General features: G+C 69.3%; 29 protein-coding genes. 8 read left to right on the top strand and 21 right to left on the bottom strand.

Annotated elements, in window-relative coordinates:
• Positions 1–4 precede the first annotated feature (4 nt).
• The 3 genes from ABT340_RS12700 to ABT340_RS12710 are packed head-to-tail and all read right to left on the bottom strand — an operon-like array spanning position 5 to position 2,678.
• Positions 5–655, bottom strand: a complete 651-nt coding sequence (locus ABT340_RS12700) for a PIG-L deacetylase family protein (RefSeq protein WP_352010851.1) — start codon at positions 653–655, stop codon at positions 5–7.
• On the bottom strand, positions 652–1,446 hold the full coding sequence (locus ABT340_RS12705) for a sugar phosphate nucleotidyltransferase (RefSeq protein ID WP_352010852.1): 795 nt from the start codon (positions 1,444–1,446) through the stop codon (positions 652–654). The genes ABT340_RS12700 and ABT340_RS12705 overlap by 4 nt, the downstream gene beginning before the upstream one ends.
• Entirely contained in the window at positions 1,443–2,678 is a 1,236-nt protein-coding gene (locus ABT340_RS12710) for a class I SAM-dependent methyltransferase (RefSeq protein ID WP_352010853.1), read from the bottom strand. The genes ABT340_RS12705 and ABT340_RS12710 overlap by 4 nt, the downstream gene beginning before the upstream one ends.
• Positions 2,679–2,809: 131 nt before the next feature.
• On the opposite strand from ABT340_RS12710, the gene rfbC reads away from it, so the two are divergent.
• Positions 2,810–3,409 carry a dTDP-4-dehydrorhamnose 3,5-epimerase gene (gene rfbC, locus ABT340_RS12715; RefSeq protein WP_352010854.1) on the top strand — a complete coding sequence of 200 codons (600 nt, stop codon included), beginning with the start codon at positions 2,810–2,812 and terminating at the stop codon, positions 3,407–3,409.
• A gap of 148 nt (positions 3,410–3,557) precedes the next feature.
• Here the strand turns inward: rfbC and rfbD are convergent, their stop codons facing one another.
• The 7 genes from rfbD to ABT340_RS12750 form a co-directional block, all read right to left on the bottom strand.
• Positions 3,558–4,415 carry a dTDP-4-dehydrorhamnose reductase gene (gene rfbD / locus ABT340_RS12720; protein WP_352010855.1) on the bottom strand — a complete coding sequence of 286 codons (858 nt, stop codon included), beginning with the start codon at positions 4,413–4,415 and terminating at the stop codon, positions 3,558–3,560.
• Positions 4,412–5,413 (bottom strand): dTDP-glucose 4,6-dehydratase, encoded by a 1,002-nt coding sequence (gene rfbB / locus ABT340_RS12725; RefSeq protein WP_352010856.1) that lies wholly within the window; start codon positions 5,411–5,413, stop codon positions 4,412–4,414. Before rfbB ends, rfbD begins: the two co-directional genes overlap by 4 nt.
• Entirely contained in the window at positions 5,410–6,477 is a 1,068-nt protein-coding gene (locus ABT340_RS12730) for a glucose-1-phosphate thymidylyltransferase (RefSeq protein ID WP_352010857.1), read from the bottom strand. The genes rfbB and ABT340_RS12730 overlap by 4 nt, the downstream gene beginning before the upstream one ends.
• Positions 6,478–6,479: 2 nt before the next feature.
• Positions 6,480–7,934 (bottom strand): sugar transferase, encoded by a 1,455-nt coding sequence (locus ABT340_RS12735; RefSeq protein WP_352010858.1) that lies wholly within the window; start codon positions 7,932–7,934, stop codon positions 6,480–6,482.
• A 252-nt stretch (positions 7,935–8,186) separates the two neighbouring features.
• The gene (locus tag ABT340_RS12740; protein ID WP_352010859.1) at positions 8,187–8,543 is read right to left on the bottom strand and encodes a hypothetical protein; all 357 of its coding nucleotides are present in this window, start codon (positions 8,541–8,543) and stop codon (positions 8,187–8,189) included.
• A 40-nt stretch (positions 8,544–8,583) separates the two neighbouring features.
• On the bottom strand, positions 8,584–9,204 hold the full coding sequence (locus ABT340_RS12745; RefSeq protein WP_352010860.1) for a GntR family transcriptional regulator: 621 nt from the start codon (positions 9,202–9,204) through the stop codon (positions 8,584–8,586).
• Complete coding sequence (locus ABT340_RS12750) at positions 9,201–10,052, bottom strand: DMT family transporter (RefSeq protein ID WP_352010861.1); 852 nt, start codon at positions 10,050–10,052, stop codon at positions 9,201–9,203. Before ABT340_RS12750 ends, ABT340_RS12745 begins: the two co-directional genes overlap by 4 nt.
• A gap of 100 nt (positions 10,053–10,152) precedes the next feature.
• Between ABT340_RS12750 and ABT340_RS12755 the strand changes: the two genes are divergently transcribed.
• Both ABT340_RS12755 and ABT340_RS12760 read left to right on the top strand, forming a co-directional pair.
• Positions 10,153–10,575: a guanyl-specific ribonuclease gene (locus ABT340_RS12755; RefSeq protein WP_352010862.1), complete on the top strand. Its 423-nt coding sequence runs from the start codon at positions 10,153–10,155 to the stop codon at positions 10,573–10,575.
• A 6-nt stretch (positions 10,576–10,581) separates the two neighbouring features.
• Positions 10,582–11,082 (top strand): barstar family protein, encoded by a 501-nt coding sequence (locus ABT340_RS12760; protein WP_352010863.1) that lies wholly within the window; start codon positions 10,582–10,584, stop codon positions 11,080–11,082.
• Between the two features lie 72 nt (positions 11,083–11,154).
• Here ABT340_RS12760 and ABT340_RS12765 read toward each other — a convergent pair whose 3' ends face one another.
• The 5 genes from ABT340_RS12765 to ABT340_RS12785 form a co-directional block, all read right to left on the bottom strand.
• Positions 11,155–11,376: a BldC family transcriptional regulator gene (locus ABT340_RS12765; protein ID WP_352010864.1), complete on the bottom strand. Its 222-nt coding sequence runs from the start codon at positions 11,374–11,376 to the stop codon at positions 11,155–11,157.
• Positions 11,377–11,389: 13 nt separating this feature from the next.
• Positions 11,390–11,623 carry a hypothetical protein gene (locus tag ABT340_RS12770; RefSeq protein WP_352010865.1) on the bottom strand — a complete coding sequence of 78 codons (234 nt, stop codon included), beginning with the start codon at positions 11,621–11,623 and terminating at the stop codon, positions 11,390–11,392.
• Between the two features lie 348 nt (positions 11,624–11,971).
• Positions 11,972–12,361 (bottom strand): hypothetical protein, encoded by a 390-nt coding sequence (locus ABT340_RS12775; protein ID WP_352010866.1) that lies wholly within the window; start codon positions 12,359–12,361, stop codon positions 11,972–11,974.
• Positions 12,358–12,753 (bottom strand): hypothetical protein, encoded by a 396-nt coding sequence (locus ABT340_RS12780; RefSeq protein WP_352010867.1) that lies wholly within the window; start codon positions 12,751–12,753, stop codon positions 12,358–12,360. The genes ABT340_RS12775 and ABT340_RS12780 overlap by 4 nt, the downstream gene beginning before the upstream one ends.
• Positions 12,750–12,977 carry a hypothetical protein gene (locus ABT340_RS12785; protein ID WP_352010868.1) on the bottom strand — a complete coding sequence of 76 codons (228 nt, stop codon included), beginning with the start codon at positions 12,975–12,977 and terminating at the stop codon, positions 12,750–12,752. The genes ABT340_RS12780 and ABT340_RS12785 overlap by 4 nt, the downstream gene beginning before the upstream one ends.
• A 184-nt stretch (positions 12,978–13,161) precedes the next feature.
• On the opposite strand from ABT340_RS12785, the gene ABT340_RS12790 reads away from it, so the two are divergent.
• From ABT340_RS12790 to ABT340_RS12800, 3 genes are all read left to right on the top strand, one after another.
• Positions 13,162–14,382, top strand: a complete 1,221-nt coding sequence (locus ABT340_RS12790; protein ID WP_352010869.1) for an NsdA family TPR-like regulatory protein — start codon at positions 13,162–13,164, stop codon at positions 14,380–14,382.
• Between the two features lie 21 nt (positions 14,383–14,403).
• Positions 14,404–14,712 carry a 4a-hydroxytetrahydrobiopterin dehydratase gene (locus tag ABT340_RS12795; protein ID WP_352010870.1) on the top strand — a complete coding sequence of 103 codons (309 nt, stop codon included), beginning with the start codon at positions 14,404–14,406 and terminating at the stop codon, positions 14,710–14,712.
• Between the two features lie 136 nt (positions 14,713–14,848).
• Positions 14,849–15,553: an HAD family hydrolase gene (locus ABT340_RS12800; RefSeq protein WP_352010871.1), complete on the top strand. Its 705-nt coding sequence runs from the start codon at positions 14,849–14,851 to the stop codon at positions 15,551–15,553.
• A 292-nt stretch (positions 15,554–15,845) separates the two neighbouring features.
• On the opposite strand, the gene ABT340_RS12805 is transcribed toward ABT340_RS12800, so the two are convergent.
• From ABT340_RS12805 to ABT340_RS12820, 4 genes are all read right to left on the bottom strand, one after another.
• Positions 15,846–16,172, bottom strand: coding sequence for a hypothetical protein (locus tag ABT340_RS12805; RefSeq protein ID WP_352010872.1), 327 nt, complete (start codon positions 16,170–16,172; stop codon positions 15,846–15,848).
• A gap of 266 nt (positions 16,173–16,438) precedes the next feature.
• Positions 16,439–16,930: a GNAT family N-acetyltransferase gene (locus ABT340_RS12810; RefSeq protein WP_352010873.1), complete on the bottom strand. Its 492-nt coding sequence runs from the start codon at positions 16,928–16,930 to the stop codon at positions 16,439–16,441.
• Positions 16,931–16,970: 40 nt separating this feature from the next.
• Positions 16,971–17,669 (bottom strand): hypothetical protein, encoded by a 699-nt coding sequence (locus ABT340_RS12815; protein WP_352010874.1) that lies wholly within the window; start codon positions 17,667–17,669, stop codon positions 16,971–16,973.
• Between the two features lie 229 nt (positions 17,670–17,898).
• Positions 17,899–18,474 carry a TetR/AcrR family transcriptional regulator gene (locus tag ABT340_RS12820; RefSeq protein WP_352010875.1) on the bottom strand — a complete coding sequence of 192 codons (576 nt, stop codon included), beginning with the start codon at positions 18,472–18,474 and terminating at the stop codon, positions 17,899–17,901.
• 76 nt (positions 18,475–18,550) lie between these two features.
• On the opposite strand from ABT340_RS12820, the gene ABT340_RS12825 reads away from it, so the two are divergent.
• Complete coding sequence (locus ABT340_RS12825) at positions 18,551–19,120, top strand: dihydrofolate reductase family protein (protein WP_352010876.1); 570 nt, start codon at positions 18,551–18,553, stop codon at positions 19,118–19,120.
• Here ABT340_RS12825 and ABT340_RS12830 read toward each other — a convergent pair.
• Together ABT340_RS12830 and ABT340_RS12835 are read right to left on the bottom strand one after the other, a co-directional pair.
• On the bottom strand, positions 19,022–20,362 hold the full coding sequence (locus ABT340_RS12830; protein ID WP_502992497.1) for an RNA polymerase sigma factor: 1,341 nt from the start codon (positions 20,360–20,362) through the stop codon (positions 19,022–19,024). The two genes, ABT340_RS12825 and ABT340_RS12830, sit on opposite strands and share 99 nt — an antisense overlap.
• An 11-nt stretch (positions 20,363–20,373) precedes the next feature.
• The gene (locus tag ABT340_RS12835; RefSeq protein ID WP_352010877.1) at positions 20,374–20,739 is read right to left on the bottom strand and encodes a YciI family protein; all 366 of its coding nucleotides are present in this window, start codon (positions 20,737–20,739) and stop codon (positions 20,374–20,376) included.
• A 323-nt stretch (positions 20,740–21,062) separates the two neighbouring features.
• On the opposite strand from ABT340_RS12835, the gene ABT340_RS12840 reads away from it, so the two are divergent.
• Positions 21,063–21,920, top strand: coding sequence for an NAD(P)-dependent oxidoreductase (locus ABT340_RS12840; RefSeq protein WP_352010878.1), 858 nt, complete (start codon positions 21,063–21,065; stop codon positions 21,918–21,920).
• Positions 21,921–21,922 lie beyond the last annotated feature (2 nt).

Here is a 21,922-nt window from a genome sequence, read left to right on the forward strand (position 1 = left end):
CGGTTCATCCTCCAGCCAGGTCGAGAGTCATCTTGCTTGTGTAGAACGCCTCCGCGTAGCGCGATTGGCACTCGATGCCGCGGATGCGGGCCAGCCCCAGGAAGGCCTCACGGTCGTACCAGGGGCGTTGCCGTTGTGAGGGGTAGTGCTGTTGGAGCAGGGTCACCTTGGCCTCGGCCACCTCGGGCGTCAGCGGCTGGTAGACCGAGGGCCGCCCGAGGTCGCCGTCCCATTTGACGATCTCGTAGCCGAGTGCCTGGTGACCGCGGAAGGCGGTCGGCACCAGCTTGGCCAGGCCCCGGTGGTCCTGGTGGGCGTCGGCCGGGTTGGGGGCGAGGACCAGGTCGGGATCGGTCCTGGAACGCAGGTCCTCCACCGCGGCCTTGGCCTCCTCCCAGTTGGCCGGCAGCCGCCCGTCGGGCATCTTGAGCACGGTCAGCCGCAGGTCCGCCCCGGGACAGAAGGCGGTCAGCGCCGCGTGCTCCTCCTCCTCGCGCTCGGTGCCGCCGCCGGAGAGCACCAGGGCGTCGACCCTGAGGCCGGGACGCGCGGAGCAGAGGGTCAGCAGGCTGCCGCCCGCCCCAATGGCGAGGTCGTCGCAGTGGGCGGCGAGCAGGACGACGCCGCCGACCGCCGCGGGCCGGAATCCGATCATCTGGACCGCACCTCCGGTTCGCGTTCCCACAGCGCCCACGGCCGGTCGCCCCTGGAGTAGGCCTCGTCGAGCGCGATGCGCTCCTTGACCGTGTCGGTCGGCTTCCAGTAGCCCCGGTGCGGGTAGGCCAGCAGCCTGCCGCGCTTGGCGAGCTGTCCGCAGCCGTCGGCGACGAGGTCACCGCCCTGCGGGATGTGGTCGAAGACCTCCTGGCGGAGCACGAAGTAGCCGCCGTTGATCCACAGGGGCATGTCGCTGACCGGGGTGATCCCGCCGACCATGCCGTCCTCGCCGAGTTCGATGCAGTGGAAGGTCTCCGCGGGCGGGACGACCATCATCGAGGCTCCGGCGTCCGAGGCGGCGAAGCGGTCGATGATCTCCGGCAGCGGCGCGTCGGTGAGCACGTCCGCGTAGTTTGCCAGGAAGATCTCGTCTCCGTCGAGGTGGTCGCGGACCCGGCGCAGCCGTTCGCCGATCGGTGAGTCGATCCCGGTCTGCACGAACGAGATCGACCAGTCGGAGATGTCGGTGGACAGCAGTTCCACCTCTCCCCCGCGCAGGACGAAGTCGTTGGAGGTCGTCTCCTGGTAGTTGAGGAAGAAGTCCTTGATGTGGTGCGCGCCGTACCCGAGGCACAGGATGAACTCGGTGTGCCCGAAGTGGGCGTAGTAGCGCATCACATGCCAGATCAGCGGCCGGGGACCGACGAGCTGCATCGGCTTGGGCACGTCACCGGGGGTGCCGCTGCGCATCCGCGTGCCGTACCCGCCGCAGAAGAGGACGACCTTCACGGGTTCACCTCGACTATCTCCAGGTTCGGGATGGGGAAGACCAGCCGCCCGCCCCACTCGTGGACGTAGGCCAGCTGCGCGGAGAGCTCCTCGCGCAGGTTCCAGGGCAGCACCAGCACGTAGTCGGGCCGGTCCTCGGCGATCCGCTCGGGCGCCACGATCGGGATCCGCGTGCCGGGGGTGAACCTGCCGTGCTTGTACGGATTGCGGTCCACGGTGTAACGCAGCAGGTCGGGCCGGATCCCGCAGTGGTTGAGCAGCGTGTTGCCCTTGCCGGGGGCGCCGTAGCCGACCACGGTCTTGCCCTGCTCCGCGGCTTCGACCAGGAACCTCAGCAGGTCCCGCCGTACCCGGGCGACCCGGGCGGCGAACTCCGCGTATCCGGACAGCTCGTGCAGCCCGGCCGCCTTCTCCGCCGCGAGCACCTCGACCACCCGGGAGGTGGGTTCGCCCGCGACCTCCTGGGGACGCGCCCACAGCCGGATCGAGCCACCGTGCGTGGGCAGCAGTTCGACGTCGACCAGCGCCAGCCCGCCGGAGGCGAGGGCGCGCTGCGCCGAGGCGACCGTGTAGTACTGGAAGTGCTCGTGGTAGATCGTGTCGTACTGGTTGAGCTCCATCAGCGTCAGCAGGTGCTGCACCTCGATGGAGACCCAGCCGTCGTCGGCCACGAGCGCGCGCAGCCCCTGGGTGAACCCGATGACGTCGGGGATGTGGGCGTAGACGTTGTTGGCGACCACGAGGTCGGCGGGACCGTGCTCGGCCCGCACCTCGGCGCCGGTCTCCGGGCCGAGGAAGGCGGTCAGCGTCGGCACGCCCCTGTCCCTGGCGGCCTGGCCGACGTTCTTCGAGGGCTCGACGCCCAGGCAGCGGACACCCCGGTCGACGACGTGCTTGAGGAGGTAGCCGTCGTTACTGGCCACCTCGACCACGAACGAGTTCTCGTCGAGCCCGAGCCGGTCGGCCGCCCCGTCGACGAACCGCCTGGCGTGCTCGACCCACGAGGTCGAGTAGGAGGAGAAGTAGGCGTACTCGGTGAAGGTGTCCTCGGGAGTGATCAGCGGCGGGATCTGTGCCAGCCAGCACCCGGTGCACACCCTCAGGTGCAGCGGGTAGGTCGTCTCCGGCTCGTCGACCTGCTCGGCGGTGAGGAACAACTCACAGGGCGGCGTCGCCCCGAGGTCGACCACACTGGCAAGACTCGTGGACCCGCACAGGCGGCACGTTGTCATCAATACGCTCCCTCGCCGCGCGACGCGGCTCGACCGGTGACTTGCAAGATCGTTCCAATGAGGGCGAACCCTAGGATTTCGCCCAGCGGTCCTGGGGTGTTACAGCCACGCGCTGTGTCATGCTTCCGCCCATGGAACCCCTGAGCATCGACGGAGCCTGGTGCCACACCCCGCGTGTCCACACTGACCCGCGCGGCGCCTTCCTGGAGACCTACCGTGCCCATGACCTGCGGGAAGCCGTCGGGCACGCGATCGATCTCGCACAGGTCAACTGCTCGGTCTCCCGGCGCGGCGTGCTGCGCGGCATCCACTTCGCGGACGTGCCTCCTGGGCAGGCGAAGTATGTCACATGCCTCTCCGGCGCCATCCTCGACGTCGTCGTGGACATCCGCGTCGGCTCGCCGACCTTCGGCCGCTGGGAGGCCGTACGTCTGGACGAGGAGTCCCGGCGCGGTCTCTACGTCGCCGAGGGGCTGGGACACGGGTTCATGGCGCTCAGCGAACAGGCCACGGTCTCCTACCTGTGCTCCGAGCCGTACGCCCCGGGCCGCGAACACGGCCTCAACCCCCTGGACCCCGACCTGGGCATCGAGTGGCCCGCCGGCCTCGACCCGGTCCTCTCCGACAAGGACGCCGCCGCCCCCACCCTCAAGGAAGCCCTCGAAACCGGCCTTCTCCCGACCTACGCGGCGTGCCAGGCGTACTACCGGGAACTCGCCGCCCGAAGCTGACCCGGTGCCGTGCGTGAGGGGTGTCCGGCTTGGGCGCGTCGGTGCTTGGACTGAGGAGCGAAGGAGCGAAGCGGATGAGCGACGAGGGAAAGCACCGACCCTGGGCGCCCAAGCCCGCGACGCCGAAGGCGGAGCAAAGAAACACAGCTTAATCACTAGTCAAGATCTTTGATTCTCGAAGGGCCTCTCGCCAGTCGCGCATCGGCGGTAGACCGGCCGTGGCCCAGCGGTCGTGGCCCAGCACGCTGTAGGCCGGGCGGGGCGCGGGGCGCGGGAACTCCGTGGAGGAGACCGGCCTGATCCGCCCCGGGTCGGCGCCGAGCAGCGTGAAGATCTCCCGGGCGAGTTCGTACCAGCTCGCCTGCCCGGAGCAGGTGGCGTGGTAGACCCCGGGCTCCGGGGCGATCTCGGCCAGTTCGACGATCCGGGCCGCCAGGTCGCCCGCCCAGGTCGGCTGGCCGAGCTGGTCGTCGACGACGTCCAGGGTCGGCCTGTTCCCCTCCAGACCCGCGATCGTGCTGACGAAGTTCCCGCCCGCCGCGCCGTACAGCCAGGCGGTGCGCAGGACGTAACCGGTGTGCGGCAGCGTGTCGAGCACGGCGCGTTCCCCGGCCAGCTTGGTCCGCCCGTAGGCGTTGACCGGCGAGGTCGGCGCGTCCTCCGCGTACGGCTCGGCCCCGGTGCCGTCGAAGACGTAGTCGGTCGAGGGGTGGATCATGAGCGCGCCCAGGCGCTCGCACGCCTCGGCCAGCGCCCGCGCACCGTGCCCGTTGACGGCCAGCGCCTCGTCCTCGTGCGTCTCGGCGTCGTCGACCGCCGTCCAGGCCGCGCAGTTGACCACGACGCCGGGCCGGTGCTCGGCGACCACGTCCCGTACGGCCCGCTCGTCACGCAGGTCGAGATCGTCCCTGGTCAGGGCGACGACCGACTCCTCCCGCGCGCGCAGCAGGCCGAGCAGTTCGGCGGCGAGCATGCCGGAGGCGCCGGTGACCAGCCACCGGCTCATCCGTTCTCCCCGGCGACGGCCCGTTCCAGGGCGATCTTCTCCTCGGGGGTCCTGTCCTGGGCCTCGGCGGCGGCCTTCCACCAGTCGGGGTTGTCGGCGTACCAGCGGACGGTCGCGGCCAGACCCCGTTCGAACGGCACCGAGGGCCGGTAGCCGAGGGCCCGCAGCCGGGAGTCGTCCAGGGAGTAGCGGCGGTCGTGTCCCTTGCGGTCCTCGACCCGCTCGACCATGTCCCAGTCCGCGTCGCACGCCTCAAGCAGCAGTGTGGTCAGCTGGACGTTGGTCAGCTCCGCCGTACCGGCGATGTGGTAGACCTCGCCGGGTTCGCCGCGCTCGGCGACCAGCCTGATGCCCGCGCAGTGGTCGGCGACGTGGATCCAGTCCCTGACGTTGCCGCCGTCGCCGTACAGCGGCACCTTGCGCCCCTGCAGGAGGTTGGTGACGAACAGCGGGATGACCTTCTCCGGGTACTGGTTGGGCCCGTAGTTGTTGCCGCAGCGTGTGATCGAGACCGGCAGGCCGTGGGTGACCGCGTAGGCCTGGGCGATCATGTCGCCGCCCGCCTTCGCCGCCGAGTACGGCGAGCGTGGCCGCAACGGCGCGTCCTCGGCCCAGGAGCCGACGTCGATCGAGCCGTAGACCTCGTCGGTCGAGACCTGCACGACCCTGGGGGTCGAGGCTTCGAGGCAGGCCTGCATGAGGGTCTGGGTGCCCAGCACGTTCGTCCTGACGAACTCCCCGGCACCCGTTATGGACCGGTCCACGTGCGATTCCGCGGCGAAGTTGACGACGACGTCGTGCCCGGGGACCACCTCGGCGAGCAGTTCCGCGTCGCAGATGTCACCGAGCACGAACCTGTGCGGGACGCCTCGCAGGTTCGCGAGGTTGCCCGCGTAGGTGAGCTTGTCGAGCACCGTCACCGAGACACCGTCCGCCGCGAGCGTGCGGACGTAGTGGGAACCGATGAAGCCGGCCCCACCGACGACCAGGACCTTCATGAGCTGATCTGCACCTTGCTGTGATCGCCCAGCACGAGGCGGTGGGCTCTGGGGGTGTTGGGGGCGGGGGTGACCTCGACGTCGTGACCGATGAGCGAGGCCTCTATCCGGGAGACCCCGGAGATCGAGGCCCTGGGCAGCACGATCGAGTACTCGATCTCGCTGCCGTCGACCACGCAGTCCGCGGCGATCGAGGTGAAGGGACCGACGTAGCTGTCCAGGATGCGCGCGCCCGCGCCGATGATCGCCGGGCCGACGATGCGGGAGCGTTCGACCACGGCCCCCGGTTCGACGACCACCCGGCCGATCAGCTCGCTGACGTCGTCCACCCGGCCTTCCAGGCGGGTTTCGAGGGATTCGAGCACCAGCCGGTTGACCTCAAGCATGTCGGTGACGTTGCCGGTGTCCTTCCAGTAGCCGGAGATGACGGACGACTCGACCCGGTGACCCCGTTCGATCAGCCACTGGATCGCGTCGGTGATCTCCAGCTCGCCGCGCCACGACGGCTTGAGCTCGGCCACGGCCCGGTGGATCAACGGGGTGAACAGGTAGACGCCGACGAGCGCGAGGTCGCTCTTCGGCTCGGCGGGCTTCTCCTCAAGACCGACGACCCGGCCGTTGCCGTCCAGCTCCGCGACGCCGAACTGCCTGGGGTCGCCGACCTGGGTGAGCATGATCTGCGCGTCGGGCCGGTCCCGGGTGAACCGGTCGACGACGTCGCCGATGCCGCCGACGATGAAGTTGTCGCCGAGGTACATGACGAAGTCGTCCTCGCCGAGATAGTCCCGGGCGATCAGCACCGCGTGGGCGAGTCCGAGCGGTGCCTGTTGCCGCAGGTAGGTGACCTGCAGGCCGAGAGCGGAGCCGTCACCGACGGCCGCCTCGATCTCCGCCTGCGTGTCGCCGACGACGATGCCGATCTCCCTGATCCCGGCCGCCGCGATGGCTTCGAGCCCGTAGAAGAGCACGGGCTTGTTGGCCACCGGGACGAGCTGTTTGGCCGAGGTGTGGGTGATGGGCCGGAGCCGGGTGCCCGACCCCCCGGCGAGCACGAGAGCCTTCACAGCTAGTAAGCCCCTTCTCCGCCCATGACGGCGCTCCATGTCTTCCACAGGATCTGCAGGTCAAGGAAGAGCGACCAGTTCTCGACGTAGCGCAGGTCCAGGCGGACCGACTCCTCCCAGCTGAGGTCGGAGCGTCCGCTGACCTGCCAAAGTCCGGTCATGCCCGGTTTGACGACCAGGCGGCGGCGCACGTCGGCGCCGTACTGCGCGACCTCGCTCGGCAGCGGCGGGCGCGGCCCGACGAGGGACATCTCCCCGCGGACCACGTTGAGCAGCTGCGGCAGCTCGTCGAGGGAGTAGCGGCGCAGGAACGCCCCCACCCGGGTGATCCTTGGATCGTTCCTCATCTTGAAGAGCACGCCGTCGAACTCGTTGCGCTCCTCAAGCTCGACCTTGAGCCGTTCGGCGTTGTTGACCATCGTGCGGAACTTCACGACGTTGAACTCCCGGCCGCCCCTGCCGACCCTGACCTGCCGGAACAGCGCGGGCCCGGAACTGGTCGTCCTGATCAGCAGGCAGATGACCAGCATCGGTACGGCGAGCAGCAGCAGCGCGAAGCCCGCGGCGGCCTTGTCGAACAGGCTCTTGGCGAGCTGTTTGGCGCCGTCGAACTCGGGGTGTTCCACGTGCAGCAGCGGCATTCCGGCCACCGGGCGGATGCTGATCCGGGGTCCGGCGACCTCCATGAGGGCGGGCGCGACGAACAGGTCGGTTCGCGCGTCCTCAAGACCCCAGGCGATCCGGCGCAGCGCGACGCCGTCCAGTTCGGGGCAGGCCAGGATGGCCACGGCGTCGGCGTCCACCTTGGCGACGACGGCGGGGACGTCGCTGAAGCCGCCGAGCACGGGGATCCCGTCCACGTCCATGTCGTCGGGACCGGAGGGCAGGCAGGCCGCGGCCACGGTCATGCCGTGGTGGGGCTGCCTTCTGAGTTGCATGACCAGGTCGAGCACCGACTCCCGGTGCCCGACGGCGACCACCTGACGCATGTACTCGCCGAGGGCGCGCCTGCGGTGCAGCCGCTTGCGCATCCAGTAGCGGAAGGCGACCGTGAGCGCCAGCGCCAGCGGCAGCATGGCCATCACGAAACTTCGGGCGATCGTGGCCTGCGTGGCGTACGCCCCGATCGCGACGGCGGCCGTCAGTCCGACCCCGCCGTCGAAGACCGCACGGAACTCCTCTGTCCCCTCGCCGTGCGCGCGCTTGCGGTAGGCGCCGCCGACCGCCAGGAACAGGGGCCATGCCAGGGCGAGACCGAGCCCGAACAACGCCTCCGTCCTGGGGATGAAGGCGCCGAACCAGAGTCGAACTCCAAGGACGGTCTCACACGCGACAACCGCGCACGCGAGATCGCCGGCCAACAGAATCCGTGCGTAGGATCGCGTCCAGATACTTGGAGCGGTCCGCACTGAATCGCCGAGGAGCGTAGCAGCGGGCTCCTCTGTCCCCACTCTCATACCACCCCACCCAGATGCCCCATCGTTACCAGGTAACGGGACGCGCATCTCATTTCATTGGTTGACAGCTTTCCCGAATGCACCAGGAGCGTGGAAACCCACTGAAATCCTAGTGATCACCTCTGGGCAGGGGAATACAGCCTTACTGTCCACTACTGGCCGAAGAGGGACAGAAGGAACGCCTTGACGGAACGGTCCACGCGTGCACGATTACCATCCGGTTGGTTTGAGGGCGCGCCGGACCGCACGACGTCAGTCGTACTCGAAGTCGGGCAGCGGATTGGGAGGATCAGGGCTGCGCCAGACCACGACATGACCCTCACCGAGGCTCTCGACGGCCTCACCGAGCCGCTCCACGTCGAAGTCAGGCAGGTACCGCAGGCGTGCGAGGAAGGTGGTGTCGGTTGCCGATTGTGGCACCACACATCCCTGTCCACCCCGGTTAAGTAAAATGTACAGTATGTCTGACTCGGTTTCCGAGTCACCCTCCACGCGAACTTCGACGACGTCTTCCCAGGCGAGAGCGTCGACGCTGCCGTCCGCGTAGTGACGGGCCACGCCTTCCTCCGTGACGTACACGTAGGAGTCCGGCACTGAATTGCCGTGCATGGCCGCGATTGTGACGACTACCGGGCGCCGGGTGCAAGCCTCATTCGCCCCAGCCGTGATCCAGATGCGCCGCCACCGCCCGCCTCGCCTCCTCCGGCGACCCCGCTCCGATCGCGTCGAGCAGCTCCCGGTGCTCGGCCACCAGCACCTCCCGGTCGGGATAGACCGTGCGCAGCCGTACCAGGCCAAGACGGGTCTCCGCGGCGAGCGAGGTGTAGAGCCGCTCAAGACGCGGACTGCCGACCGCGACGACCAGGGCCTGGTGCAGCGCCATGTGCTCGGCCACCATCTCCGACCAGGGCGCGTCCGCGGGCAGCGCGGCCATCCTGCCCAGCGCCGCGTCCGCCTCCTCGACCCTGCGCCCGGCCAGCGTGACGGCCATCAGATCCTCAAGGGGGCGCCTGACGAACATCAGGTCGTCGAGATCGGCCACGGTCACCTCGACGACCTGCGCGCTGCGGTGCCGTTCCCGCCTGAGCAACCCCTCGTGCACGAGTACGGCCAGCGCCTCCCTGACGGTCGGGCGGGCCACGCCGTACAGGGTGGACAGCTCCTGCTCGGGCAACGGGGTCGCCGGGGGGATCTCCCCGGAGAGCACCCGCCTGCGCAGCGCGTCGGCGAGGGCGTTCACAGCGGAGACAGGGCGCAGGGGAACGGTCACGCCGAAGACCCTAACGCCGCCACGCGTTCGGGAAGGGCGACCACCACCAGGCTCGCGCCGAGCAGGGCCAGGCCGCAGGCCGAGACGAGCGTGAGCCGCTCACCGAGCACCACGACACCGAGCAGCGCCGCGACCGCGGGCTCGGCCAGGGCGAGGGTCGCCGCGGTGGCCACGGGCGTCACCCGCAGGCCCCTGCCGTACAGGACGTAGGCGAGCGCGGTGGAGACACAGCCGAGATAGACGGCGGTGAGCAGGCCACGCGGTTCGGCCAGCCAGGCGGTGCCCGTCCACAGCAGGACCGGCAGCATCACCACGGCCGCGCCGCCGAACATCGCGGCCATCACCGCGTCGGAGGGGACCCCGGTGGCGATCACCCTGGCCGCCGTCACCGCGTAGAACGCGTACAGCAGACCGCCGAGCAGCGCCAGCAGCACCCCGTCAAGGCGCACCTGCCCTCCCCCACCGGTCAGTACGGCACAGCCCGCCACGGCCGCCGCCGTCGCCGCCGCCCAACGCCCCGACGGCACCCGCCTGTCGAGCAACCAGGACAGCAGTCCGGTGAAGACGGGACCGCTGCCGATGGCGACCACGGTGCCGACGGCCACCCCGGTCCTGCCGACGGCGGCGAAGAAACAGAGCTGGTAGGCGGCCACGGCCAGGGCGGCGAGCGGGAGCATCCCCCCTCGGGGCAGCCTGGGCAGGAGTCTGCGCGCGGCGACCACCAGCACCAGCCCTCCGAGGACCAGTCGGGCGGCGGCCAGGGAGACCGGATCGACTCCGGCGGCGAGCATCCCCACGGTGCCCGCGGTCCCCCAGAGCACGGCTGCGGCGACGACGGCGAACTTCATTCGGACATTGTCTGACAACTAGACAATGTCTGTCCAATCCTTGCGTCGGCCACACACCCCCGGCCGTTTTTCCTGACGTGGTCACGGGTAGCTTGGCCAGGTGACACCTCGGGGAACCGCCGCTCTCGTCTCGTCCGCAGTGCTGTCCTTGGTGATGGCGCTGTCCGGATGCACGACCCCCGAGCAGCCGGCCCGCGCCAGTAGCGCGCCCGCGGCGAGCCCTCGGGCTGACGGCACGATGCCCACCAGGACGCTGTCGGCGCTGCCTCCCGAGGCCGCCGCCACCTGGAAGCGCATCCGGCAGGGCGGTCCCTTCCCCTACTCCCGCGACGGCGTGGTCTTCCAGAACCGGGAACGCCGCCTGCCCGTCAGGCAGCAGGGCTACTACCACGAGTACACCGTCCCGACCCCCGGCAGCCGCGACCGGGGAGCACGGCGCCTGATCAGCGGCGACGGGACCCGGGAGCTCTACTACACCGGCGACCACTACCGGACTTTCGTCATCGTCGACGTACGGAGGTGACCGACGTTGCCCAGGGGAACGTTCGAGGAGGGGCCGGCCGCCCAGGAGAGTCTGCGCACCCTGCGCGCCATCCGCGGCCCGCAGGACCCCACGGTCGCGAAGGCGACGGAGATCACCGAGTCGTCCTCGGGGGCGCCGCGCGTCTCCAGGGTCACGGAGGTCCCCGAGGTTCCCGGGGTCGCCGAGCAGGTGGAGACCGACCACGGCGACGCCGTCACGCACCGGGTCGACGGCTCCGGGATCACCACCTCGGCGGAGGCCATGTCGGCGATCGCCGAGGCCCTGTCGTTCCCCGACTACTTCGGGCACAACCTCGACGCCCTCTACGACTGCCTCACCGACCTCGAATGGCTGCCTGCCGGTGAACACCTGCTGGTCTGGACGCGCTCCTCGACACTGCGCGAGGCCGACCCGCCGGCGTTCGAGTCGATCCGCTCCGTCCTCTCCGACGCCGTAGCCGACGACACCGCCTCAGCGGCGTTCCTGTCGGTCCTCCTCCCGGACTGACCCGCACGCCTCGTCGCCTTCCCCGGCTGACCTACGCCTCGCGGCGTTCGCAGGGCTTTTCCGGAGGTTGGATCAGCCGGCGTTGAGAAGGGCGTTGATGTCACTCTCCCGGTAACGCCGCTGCCTGCTGGGTGTCCTGACCGAGGGGATGCGGCCGGTCAGCGCCCACCGGTTGACGGTCTTGGGGTCCACACCGAAGATCCGCGCGACCTCACCGGGAGTGAGGAGACGTTCGGTGGTGCCGGGCCCGGTGGCGAAGGTGCCGTCGGGGGCGACGGCCTTGAGGGGGGACATTGGAGGGACTCCTTCAGTAGCGGCTTCGGTGGATGATCTCGTCGTGCCAGGCCAACGCTCCGGCGAGGCGGCGCAGTGTCGTACGGCCGAGCATGTCTCTGGCCCCGGCCCTGCGCTGGTCGGGTCGCAACGGCCGGTACCGGATGGCCCACCATGTGGGCAGGCCGGGCAGGTGGAGGCGTTCGTACCGCCAGGCGGGGTGGGTGCTGATGAGCAGATCGATCATGCGTCGCTCGTCGTCGGTCATGGTCGTCCCTGGGTGCGGGAGTGGTCAGGGCGGGTGCCTTTTCAGGGGGCGGGTGCCCGGCCCCGAGCCGGGGAGCACGACGGCCGGGCACCCTGGAGGAGGACCGGCCCCACACGATCGGGGCCGGTGCGCCAGACGGCCCCCTCCTTCCCCGGCACGCTCGGCGTGTGGGAGCCGTCCTGCGAGGGTGTGCGGCCCAGGTCCCTCCTACCTGAGCCGCACGTTCAAGGAGGTACGGCGGGCGACGGGTGGGATGACGTCCATGCCCGCCGTACCGGCTTTCAGGAGGTTGGGTGCGGCCCAGGTCCCTCATCCCTGGACCGCACGCTCACGGGGTCGCCGTACCGGCTATTGGGAACGCAGCAGTCCGCGCAACGCCGTGGACCCGTCCGGCGCAACGGCCTGACCAGGGCATACGGCCTGAACAACCCAGGAGACCCGAGCCGGCTTCCTGACCCGGGCGGTCTGGATGGCACGGGCGACGGCGACGGCCTGGATGCTCGGCGGCACCACCGGGGCCGTCTGGGCGCTCAACTTGCGGTCCAGCTCCTCGGCCGACCCGGCTCGCACCAGCAGCACGTCCCCGGCGTACGGCCTGCCGAACAGGACGCTCCGGTAGGCACTCCACAGCCCGGTCGTCGAGCTGTGGAACACCAGCCAGCCCGGGTGGACCGCCTGCACGGAGTCACAGGTTCGATCGGAGAACTCAGAAACCTGACGAGGAATCCAGGTCGTCATGCCGCCCTCCCACCCGGCGAACGCCCTCCGGCGGACACCGTCTCCCCGCCGGGCTCCTCGGCGACCGCCACCCCGGAGGGCCCTGCCCGCCTACGGGAAGCCCCGCCACGAACCGGCGCCGGGGAAGACCGCACCGCGAGCCGCGTCGCCCGGATCATCTCCGCCTCCCGCATCCGCTCCTCCAATCCCTCACCGGTCGAGTCCTCGACGATCACCGGCCGAGGACCGTCCCAGGCGGCCATCGCGTAGAAGCACCGTCTCCCCAGGCTGTAGAGCACCGTCCAGTCCGTCCACGACTGGTTGATCCGCTCGGCCTCGGCGCGGGCCGGGCCGTCCCAGACCCGCCGATACACCGCCGCGTACGGCAGCCCGTCCCGATGCCGCCCGGTCACGAGGACACCCCCGCAACGGCGCCCCGGGCCTTCTCCTCCTGCTCGGTGACGGCGGCCTGGACCTCCTCAAAGGTGTCGGCGTCCACCGTCGGCTCCGCACCGACGCACAACGCCGTACGCGGGAAAGCCCGGTTGCGGATGGCCCAGAACCGGCCGGTGTCGCTGATGATCAACCGCCAGCCGGGGATCGCCGGTGCGGTCGTCGTGGACGTGCCATCGTGCACGACTCAGACCTCCTCTGTTCGATCAAGGAACCTCTCGGTGGTTCAGCCGCCGGGCGAGTCCGCCGGTTGCCTCAAGTGCTGATCTGTAGTCATCACAGCGCGTTAAGTACACGCGCGAACAGGTGGCAGTGAGGGAGACTGAGGGAAGTCGTGGTTCCCCAACCCCGTGAAGAGGTGCGTTGCGATGCCCGGCACAACACCCCCATGGGCCGTGCGGCTACGGGCCGAACGACGTAAGCGCCGCTGGACCCAAAAGGAAATGGCGCGAGAACTCGTCAGGGCCGCCGGGCCGGAAACGCAGAGCCGCCTTCCCGAACGTGAAAGCATCATCCGCAACATCAAGAAATGGGAAGCTGGCGAACACCAGCCCAAAGACCCCTACCGCCTGCTGTACTGCCAGGTGTTCTGCCTTGAAGAGGCCCGGCTCTTCGATTCCGCCCGGCCAGAACAGCGCACCATCACCGACGTGGACGCAAGTACCATCGAGCCCACTCCGTACCCGCCCCATCAAGGCCCCGTAGCACCGGAGCTCGTCATGTACTTCCTCGAACAGCTTCCCGGCCACTACAAGGCCGACATGTGGCTAGGACCTCGCCACCTCATTCCCACCGTCGCAACCCAGGCTCAGCTGATCAGAGAACTCGCCCAAGCAGCTGACGCGCCCGTGCGCCGTGGCCTGTTGAGCGCCGGAGTCGCCTACGCGGCGCTGCTCGGCTGGCTCTACCAGGACGCGGGCGACATCAAACACTCCGGAAATTGGCGAACCCTCACTCTGGACATGGCCCATCGTTCCCAGAACCCGCAACTCATCAGCTATGCCCTCACCAACAAGGCGATGCTGGCCGTCGATCTGGAGGACGGCCGGATGGTGGTCGACTACGCAGAGGCCGCGCTGACCGAGGAGAGCAAACTGTGCCCAAAGGTCCGCGTTCTCGCTCTGGTGCATCAGGCGCATGGCCATTCGATGCTTCCCGCGAAGGACAAGGAGCAGGTCGATCGTCTCCTTGACCGGGCGGCCGAACTGGTAGGTCGTGTGGATGACGAACACCCGTGGGGCAACGCATGCCGCCGAACCCCCGGATACATCGACATCCAACGGGCGACCGCGTACCTGCGGCTCGGGGCCTACCGTGAGGCCATCACGCTCTGGGACCAAATCCTGGGCGCAGCCCCGGAATCAGCCCGGCGCGACAACGGCGTTTTCTGGGCGCGTCAGGCAAGCGCTCTGGCGGCGATTCCCGAGCCGGAACGAGTCATCCAGATCGTTTCGACCACCGCACCGATCGCTCAGGGCACAGGATCGGTGCGGCTACGTCAGGAGCTCAAGGCCATTCCGCGACACGCGACGGCATGGGCGGCCACCGCTTCAGGCCGGGAACTGGCTGAGATCATTTCCTTGGTTTGACCCCTCACGATGGAGATGACGATGACCCTCCACCCGTTGTCCGATGAGGAGATCGCCGAGCGCCTGGCCGGGCTGCCCGGCTGGGAACGGAACGGGCACACGATCGAGCGCACCTTCCAGCACACCTACCACGAGTGCGTCCACCTGGCGATGTACGTCGCGGCCAAGGCCCGCGAGGTCGGACACCACCCCGACATGCACATCACCTGGCAACGCATCCGCTTCGCCGTCACCACCCACGACGCCGGACACCGCCTCACCGCCAAGGACTTCGACCTGGCCCACCACATCGACACCATCGCCACCGCCCACGGCGCCGAACCAGCCTGAACACGCCCCTCCCTCACACCTGGCGTTGAGGCCTCCCCTCACCGGGAACCCCGCATAAAGTGATCCTCTTACCGACATTTGATCTTCGGGCGATCCGGATTCCGACAAGAGCGAGCCGTACATCGAGGGGGTGGCGGTGACCCGGGTGGTGTTGTGGGACATCGATCACACACTGATCGACATGCGAGGCATCGGGCGTGAGCTGTCGGCGCAGGCGTTCGAGCGGGTGACCGGGGTGGTCATGCGGCAGCAGGCCAGGATCGACGGCCTCACCGAGGCGGTGATCTTCCGGGAGACCGCCCGGCTGCACGGCCTGACGACCGGCAGGGATGATTTCGAGCGGTTCGCCGCCGCCCTGGCCGAGGCTCATCTACTGCGGCGGGTTGAGGTACGACAGCGGGGCCATGCCCTGGCGGGAGCGGCTGCCGCGCTGCAAGCCGTGGCCGACCGAGACGGGGTGGTGCAGACGGTGGTGACCGGTAACGTCCGCGAGGTCGCCCGGTTCAAACTGCACACGTTCGGGCTTGACCGTGCCATCACCTGGGAGGCGGGCGCGTTCGGTGAGGACGACGACGTGCGGGCCGAGCTGGTGCGGATCGCGGTGAAACGCGCCGCCGCCCTGTACGGCGGGCCGCTGGAACCGCACGAGGCAGTGGTCATCGGCGACACCCCGGCTGATGTGGAGGCCGCCGTTCAGAACGGTGTGCCGGTCATCGCGGTGGCGACAGGCCGCACCGGGGTCGAGGAGCTTCGACAGGCGGGGGCGTCCTGTGTCCTACCGGACCTGAGCGACACCACACGCTTCCTGGAAGCCCTCCACGACCACGCCCACTGCCCCTGACCCCTTACGTGGAAGGCCACCCCATCCGGGTCCGTACGAAGACGGGTTCGCCGGGAGACCGCTGGTTCACGCGAACATGCCGCTAAAGCGGTGATCTCCCTGTCGAAGAAGGAGATGAGGAAGGGAGGTTGTCACTCATCGCCCTGAAGGGTTCGCAGGCAACGCCCACATGATTGGGCCCGTGATCGCCTCAAGCGGCGGCGCTCATCAGTCCTGGAGGGATCTCACCCCGACAAGCCCACCCCACGGGCCTGGCACCGGTGCGGGTGCCAGGGGGTGCGTCAGGGCCTGTTCACACGGCCATCGGGCGTGAGGTGTTGCGGGGCTGGAGGGCCTCGGTGCGTCGGACGGCTCCGGCGACCGAGTTGGCCGTCGCCACGCAGTGGGCGCAGAAGTTGCCCTTTCTGCCTGGTTCGCAGGTGCAGAACCAGCGCAGGTCCTCGTCGACGATCTGGAACCGTACACAGGCGGCGTCGTCGTCGACCTCCGCCGTGATCAGCGTCGGGCAGAACCTGACGAGCTGGACGGCGCCCGCGCTCTCCAGGTCACCGCCGTGAGCCAGCGCCTCCTGCGACGCCAGCTTCGCCTCGAAGCCGATCAGCCTCGCGATGTCATCCACTGTGGATCGCCTCCCCCTTTCTCAGTGTGGACGCGCCTTAGAAGCCAAAGGTTCCCGTTTCCGAGAAAACTCTATATTTCCCGAAAAACGATTAGCTTCCGCCCCCCGCGTTGTTCATCAGCTGTTGGCACGGCGCCCACCCCGGCACCCGTTTCCCCGCCCTGACCAGGGCGTCAAGCACGGATATTGCAGCTATCGACAAACTCCCCTATAGCGCGAAAAATCATGCTTTGGGATCAGTATTTTGGCCCGTACGGTCCATTGGATCAGTCCGTGGCCAGGCGCGCGTGCCGCTCCACGTCGTGCCGCACGCCCCCGTAGTTCAGCTTGGCCCGCTCGACCCCCTCGGCCGGGAAGCCCGCCCGGGTCGCCACCGTACACGAGGCCGGGTTGTTCATCCGGTGCCCCAGTTCGAGGCGGAACAGCCCCCGTTCGGCGAAGGCCCAGCGGGCCAGTTTGGTGACGGCCGCGACCGCCACCCCCCGGCCCCTGGCGTGTGGAACCGTCCAGTAGGACACCCAGCCGGTGTCGTGCGCGTCGATGTTGCTCACCGCGACGTTGCCGACCACCTGGCCGCCGGAGACGACCGCGAAGGCGTGGGCGTCGTCACGAAAGCCCCACGTCCCCATCCATTCGAGCGCGGCCCGCCGCGTGTCGATCGGCCGTGCCGCCTGGTCGGCCATGTCGGGCGACTCGAACGCGCCGATCACGACCCCCACGTCGTCCGGCCCCCAGCCGCGCAGCTCCACCTCAATCATGCCGTGCAGGGTATTTCCCCCGGTCCTCCGCGAAAAGCCCTCAGACCGCGAAGCGGTAGATGTCCCTGAGCCAGCCGTCGTGGTAGGAGCAGACCCCGTTGAGACCGCCGGACATGCTCACTTTCCCGTCCCGGCACATGACCAGATAGCCCTCGCCCGCATAGAAGTTGTCGATACAGCCGAACACCTGGCAGGCCTCCGTCACGGGCGTGGTCACCCTGGCGCCTGACGTGCAGAAGGTGAAGCCGTAGGAGTTGACGGGCGCGCCGCACGTGTCCACGGCCCCCGGCGGAGGAGCCGTGACGGTGACGGTGACCGTGGGGGTGGCCGCGACGACGGGAGCGAGGGTGACCGTCTCCCGTACCGTCTCCCTGACCGTCACGGTCACCGTCGGCGTGGCGACGGGCAGCGGAGCGGCGGGTACGGCGGGCGGCGCGGGCGGGGCGGTCGCCGTGACACGGGGGGCGCCGCTTCTGCGGTAGGAGCCGGTGCCGAGATACCTCTCCTGCCAGCCTGTCATGCCCGCCCCGACGGTCAGGACGACGTCGACCGTCCGGCAGGTGCGGGCCGCGCAGACGCGCTGCTTCACGGTGAACCGCCTGGCGACGCCGTACGTGCTGGTCACCCGGGCGGAGAGGTAGGACTTCCCGCCGACCTTCAGGATCGAGGTCTTCACCGTCTTGGTGCCGGCGGCGGCCACCTGAGCTCCCGCCGCCCGCACTCCCTCGGCAGAGGCCACCTCGCGCACGGTCGCCGCCGAGTTCACCGAGCTTACCGATGAGGTGGAAAAGCCACTTTCTCCACTTAACTCACCAAGCACTCCAAAAGCCACTAAAACCGCCATAACAGCCCCGGCGACCAGCGCGAAAATTCTCATATCACCACGAATATTCTGTTCATCGAGGTTTCACGAAACGACAATTCTCGCCACTTATATCACGCTTTGTAGTGCTTTTTCGTCGAAACGGTCACCCCTCCGGGATGAGGCGTTCGACCGCGCGTTCGACCAGCTCACGCGCCTGTTCCTCCCCGAAGACCCCGGGCAGCGTGAGCCGTTCCACGATCAGCCAGTTCATCGCCAGATAGAGCAGGGTCACCGCCGTCGCGTCGCCGGGAAGCCCCGAGTTCAGGTGATAGCCGATGTTCGCGTCGACGTCCGCCCTGATTCTCGGAGTGAGCACGTCGCGCAGTCCGGGTCTACGGGTCGCCTCAAGGCGCAGTTCGAGCAGGGCCAGATAGCCGGCCCGGTAGGTGCTGACCCGCTCAACCAGTTCGTGCATGAGCTGCTTCACCCGCTCGCGGTCACGGGTGCCCTCAAGACTCCTGGCCACGGTCTCGGCGTCCGGCTCAAGGTGCTCGTAGACGCGCACCCCCGCCTGGGTCAGCAGGTCGTCGCGGTTGGCGAAGTAGTTGGAGGCCGTACCCCCCGGCACCCCCGCCTGGGCGTCCACGGCACGGAAGGTCAGGCCGCGCGCGCCCTCGCGGGCCAGCACGTCGATGGCGGCGTCGAGCAGCGCGGCCCGTCTCGCCTGGTTCTGTCGCATCTCGGTTGACACCACTCCACATGTAGTACTACGGTCCAAACCACTACGAACATAGTACTTCAAGTGGAGTGAATGTATGCGAAAGCTTGTCTACTACATCGGTGTCAGCATCGACGGCTACATCGCGGGTCCCGGCGGCGAGTACGACTTCTACCCCCTGGCCGACGACATGACGACGTGGATGAACGCCAGGTACCCGGAGACCGTCCCCGTCCACGTCCGGGCGCACTTCGGCCTCGACGCGCCGAACAACCGCTTCGACACGATCCTGATGGGACGCGGCACCTACCAGCCCGCCCTCGACGCCGGGATCACCAGCCCCTACACGCACCTGAGGCAGTACGTCGTCTCGACCACCATCCCCGAGATCGCCGACCCCACGGTCGATCTCGTCTCCGGCGACCCCGTGGAGCTGGTCCGCGCGCTGAAGAAGGAGGACGGCCTGGACATCCTGCTGTGCGGAGGCGGCAAGCTCGCGGGCTCCCTGCTCCCGGAGATCGACGAAATGATCGTCAAGAGCTACCCCGTGGTCGCGGGCGCGGGCGTCTCAGCCTTCTCCGGAGCCTTCGGTCCCACGCTCTTCACCCCGGCCGCGAGCCGCTCCTTCAGCAACGGCGCGACCGTCACCTGGTACGACCGGGCCTGAAGCGCGGGCCAGGAAGACGGCCCGCTCCCGCTCGTTGCGGGTCAGCGCGGCGGCGCGCCCGAACTCCGCCCGCGCCTCCTCGGTACGGCCGAGCCGCGCCAGCAGATCCCCCCGTACAGCGGGCAGCTGCGGATAGTCCCTGAGCCCGCGTTCCCCGGCCAGCCCGTCCACGATCTCCAGGCCCTTCGCCGGGCCGTACGCCATGGCGACCGCGACCGCGCGGTTCAACTCGACGACGGGAGAGGGCGCCACGTGGGCGAGCACCCGGTAGAGCGCGGCCATCCGCTCCCAGTCGGTGTCCTCGGCGTGGAGGGCACGGGCGTGACAGGCGGCGATCGCCGCCTGCAGGCCGTACGGGCCGAGGGTGCCGAGCGCCTCGGCCCGGCCCAGCGCCTCCAGGCCACGGCGGATGAGCAGCCGGTCCCACATGCTCCTGTCCTGGTCGAGCAGGAGCACGGGTTCACCGTCCGGCCCGGTCCGCGCGCCGAGACGGGACGCCTGGATCTCCATCAGCGCGACCAGGCCGTGCGCCTCCGGCTCGCCCGGCACAAGACCCACGGTGAGCCTGCCCAGCCGCAGCGCCTCCTCACACAGCGCCGGACGCGTCCAGTCGCCGCCTCCGGTCGCCGAGTAACCCTCGTTGAAGATGAGGTAGATCACTTCGAGGACGGACGAGAGCCGCTCCCCCATCTCGGCGGGCGCGGGCATCTCGATCCGCACCCGCCGTTCGGTGAGGGTCCGTTTGGCCCGGGAGATCCGCTGTCCGACGGTCGGCTCGGGCACCAGGAAGGCCCGCGCGATCTCCCGCGTCGTCAGCCCGCCGAGCAGACGCAGGGTGAGCGCGAGCCGTCCCTCCGTGGGCAGCACGGGATGGCAGGCGGTGAAGAGCAGTCGCAGCACGTCGTCGCCGACGTGGTCGTCGAGGACGTCGTCCAGTTCCGCCTCCGCCGCCTGCCTGCGGATCTCCATGTCCCTGCCGACCTCTTCGAGCTTGCGGTCGTAACGGGTCACGCGGCGCAGCCGGTCGATCGCCCGGTGCTTGGCGGTGAGGGTGATCCAGGCGCCGGGGTTGTCCGGCACGCCCGTCTCCGGCCACTGTTCGAGCGCGGCGACCAGGGCGTCCTGCGCCAGTTCCTCCGCGAGCCCGACGTCGTGCACCATGCGGGCGAGCCCGCCGACCACCCGGGCGGACTCCATCCGCCAGACCGCCTCGACCACCCGGCGAACGTCATCACCCGTCACGGCCACCGATCCTAGGCGGAGGCGGCGAAGTCCTCGGGGCCGAAAACGCGCCGAATGTCCGCCTGCCCCTCCCAACCGGCCCAGAGGTCCCGGTGCAGCCGCAGGAAGCGTGAGGCCCACTCGACGGCCTCCTCCTTCGAGCCCACCTGGTAGAGCGCGTAGCTGATGAGCTCCTTCGACTCGGCGAAGGGGCCGTCCGTGACGCTCAGCCGTCCGCCGGTCAGCTCGACCCGTGCCCCCTGGTCGCTCGGTGCCAGCCCCGCGGTGTCGAGCAGGACACCGGCGGCGGTGGCCTCCTCCCCCAGCTTGGCGATGGCCTCCATCAGTTCGGCGGGCGGCGGGGTCTGCGGCTGCTCGCTGAGGCTGAGGGTGATCATGTACCGCATCGTGTGTCTCCTTCTTCGCCCGGATCGTCCGGGCGTGTGTCCGGCCTTCTGACCACGCTTCGAACGGGCCGACGCGATTTCGACACCCCACCCGAAACTTTTCTCAGGATTTTTCCGTACCCCCGGGCCCCGGCCTCCGGGCAGCGGCCCACGGAACCCGACGGTCACTTACCGGGAGGTAAGCAGCTGACAGGAGAGTGGGTACTTGAGGAAATCCGGGCTGGGAACCAGCATCGAAACGTCCCCGCCGGCAGGACATCCCCTTTCCCAGACTCAGAGACGGATGGAAGATGACACACGACCACCGTGTTCCGGTGACGGTTCTCGGCCTGGGGCCGATGGGCCAGGCGCTGGCGGGCGCCTTCCTCGACAACGGCCACCCGACGACCGTGTGGAACCGTACGGCGGACAAGGACGAGACCCTGGTCGCCAGGGGCGCGGCCAGGGCGGGCACCCCGGCCGAGGCCGTCGAGGCGAGCCCGCTGACGGTCGTCTGCGTGATCGACTACGACGCCGTGCACGCGATCGTCGAACCCGCGGGGTCCGCCCTCAAGGGCAGGGCCCTGGTCAACCTCACCGCCGACACGCCGGAACGCTCCCGCCGGGCCGCCGCCTGGGCCGAGGAGAACGGCGTGCGCTATCTCGACGGCGCCATCATGACCCCGACGACGTCCATCGGGGGTCCCGAGGCCGTCATCCTGTACAGCGGGGACCAGGAGACCTACCAGGAGCACCGCGCGACGCTGGGGGCGCTGGGCGCGGGCGGCGTCTATCTGGGCGCCGACCCCGGGCGGGCCGCGTCCTACGACGTCGCCCTGCTCGACCTGTTCTGGACGTCGGTGAGCGGCCTGGTCCACGCCTTCGCGCTGGCCAGGGCCGAGGGCGTGTCAGCCAGGGAGCTGGCCCCGTTCGCCAAGGGGATCGGCGCCCTGCTGCCCGTCGCCATCGACGAGTTCGCCCGCCACGTCGACGAGGGCGAGCATCCCGGCTCCGCCTCGGCGCTGCTGTCGGCCCTGGCGGGGATGGACCACATCGCCCACGCCTCGCAGGCGAGGGGGCTGGACACCGGGGTGATCGACGCGGCCAGGGCGGTCGCGCGGCGGGCCGTCGAGGCCGGTCACGGGGGTGACTCCTTCTCCCGTCTGACCGAGACCATCGCCCGGCCCGCCTGAGC

The sequence above is a fragment of the Streptosporangium sp. NPDC000239 genome, from assembly GCF_040300765.1.
Classification (GTDB): Bacteria; Actinomycetota; Actinomycetes; order Streptosporangiales; family Streptosporangiaceae; genus Streptosporangium.

Coding starts and splice junctions, on each gene's coding strand:
- ABT340_RS12700 (WP_352010851.1), bottom strand. CDS start 655: ATGATCGGATTCCGGCCCGCGGCGGTCGGCGGCGTCGTCCTGCTCGCC.
- ABT340_RS12710 (WP_352010853.1), bottom strand. CDS start 2,678: ATGACAACGTGCCGCCTGTGCGGGTCCACGAGTCTTGCCAGTGTGGTC.
- rfbC (WP_352010854.1), top strand. CDS start 2,810: ATGGAACCCCTGAGCATCGACGGAGCCTGGTGCCACACCCCGCGTGTC.
- rfbD (WP_352010855.1), bottom strand. CDS start 4,415: ATGAGCCGGTGGCTGGTCACCGGCGCCTCCGGCATGCTCGCCGCCGAA.
- rfbB (WP_352010856.1), bottom strand. CDS start 5,413: ATGAAGGTCCTGGTCGTCGGTGGGGCCGGCTTCATCGGTTCCCACTAC.
- ABT340_RS12735 (WP_352010858.1), bottom strand. CDS start 7,934: ATGAGAGTGGGGACAGAGGAGCCCGCTGCTACGCTCCTCGGCGATTCA.
- ABT340_RS12740 (WP_352010859.1), bottom strand. CDS start 8,543: ATGCACGGCAATTCAGTGCCGGACTCCTACGTGTACGTCACGGAGGAA.
- ABT340_RS12750 (WP_352010861.1), bottom strand. CDS start 10,052: ATGAAGTTCGCCGTCGTCGCCGCAGCCGTGCTCTGGGGGACCGCGGGC.
- ABT340_RS12765 (WP_352010864.1), bottom strand. CDS start 11,376: ATGTCCCCCCTCAAGGCCGTCGCCCCCGACGGCACCTTCGCCACCGGG.
- ABT340_RS12770 (WP_352010865.1), bottom strand. CDS start 11,623: ATGACCGACGACGAGCGACGCATGATCGATCTGCTCATCAGCACCCAC.
- ABT340_RS12775 (WP_352010866.1), bottom strand. CDS start 12,361: ATGACGACCTGGATTCCTCGTCAGGTTTCTGAGTTCTCCGATCGAACC.
- ABT340_RS12790 (WP_352010869.1), top strand. CDS start 13,162: ATGCCCGGCACAACACCCCCATGGGCCGTGCGGCTACGGGCCGAACGA.
- ABT340_RS12795 (WP_352010870.1), top strand. CDS start 14,404: ATGACCCTCCACCCGTTGTCCGATGAGGAGATCGCCGAGCGCCTGGCC.
- ABT340_RS12810 (WP_352010873.1), bottom strand. CDS start 16,930: ATGATTGAGGTGGAGCTGCGCGGCTGGGGGCCGGACGACGTGGGGGTC.
- ABT340_RS12820 (WP_352010875.1), bottom strand. CDS start 18,474: ATGCGACAGAACCAGGCGAGACGGGCCGCGCTGCTCGACGCCGCCATC.
- ABT340_RS12825 (WP_352010876.1), top strand. CDS start 18,551: ATGCGAAAGCTTGTCTACTACATCGGTGTCAGCATCGACGGCTACATC.
- ABT340_RS12835 (WP_352010877.1), bottom strand. CDS start 20,739: ATGATCACCCTCAGCCTCAGCGAGCAGCCGCAGACCCCGCCGCCCGCC.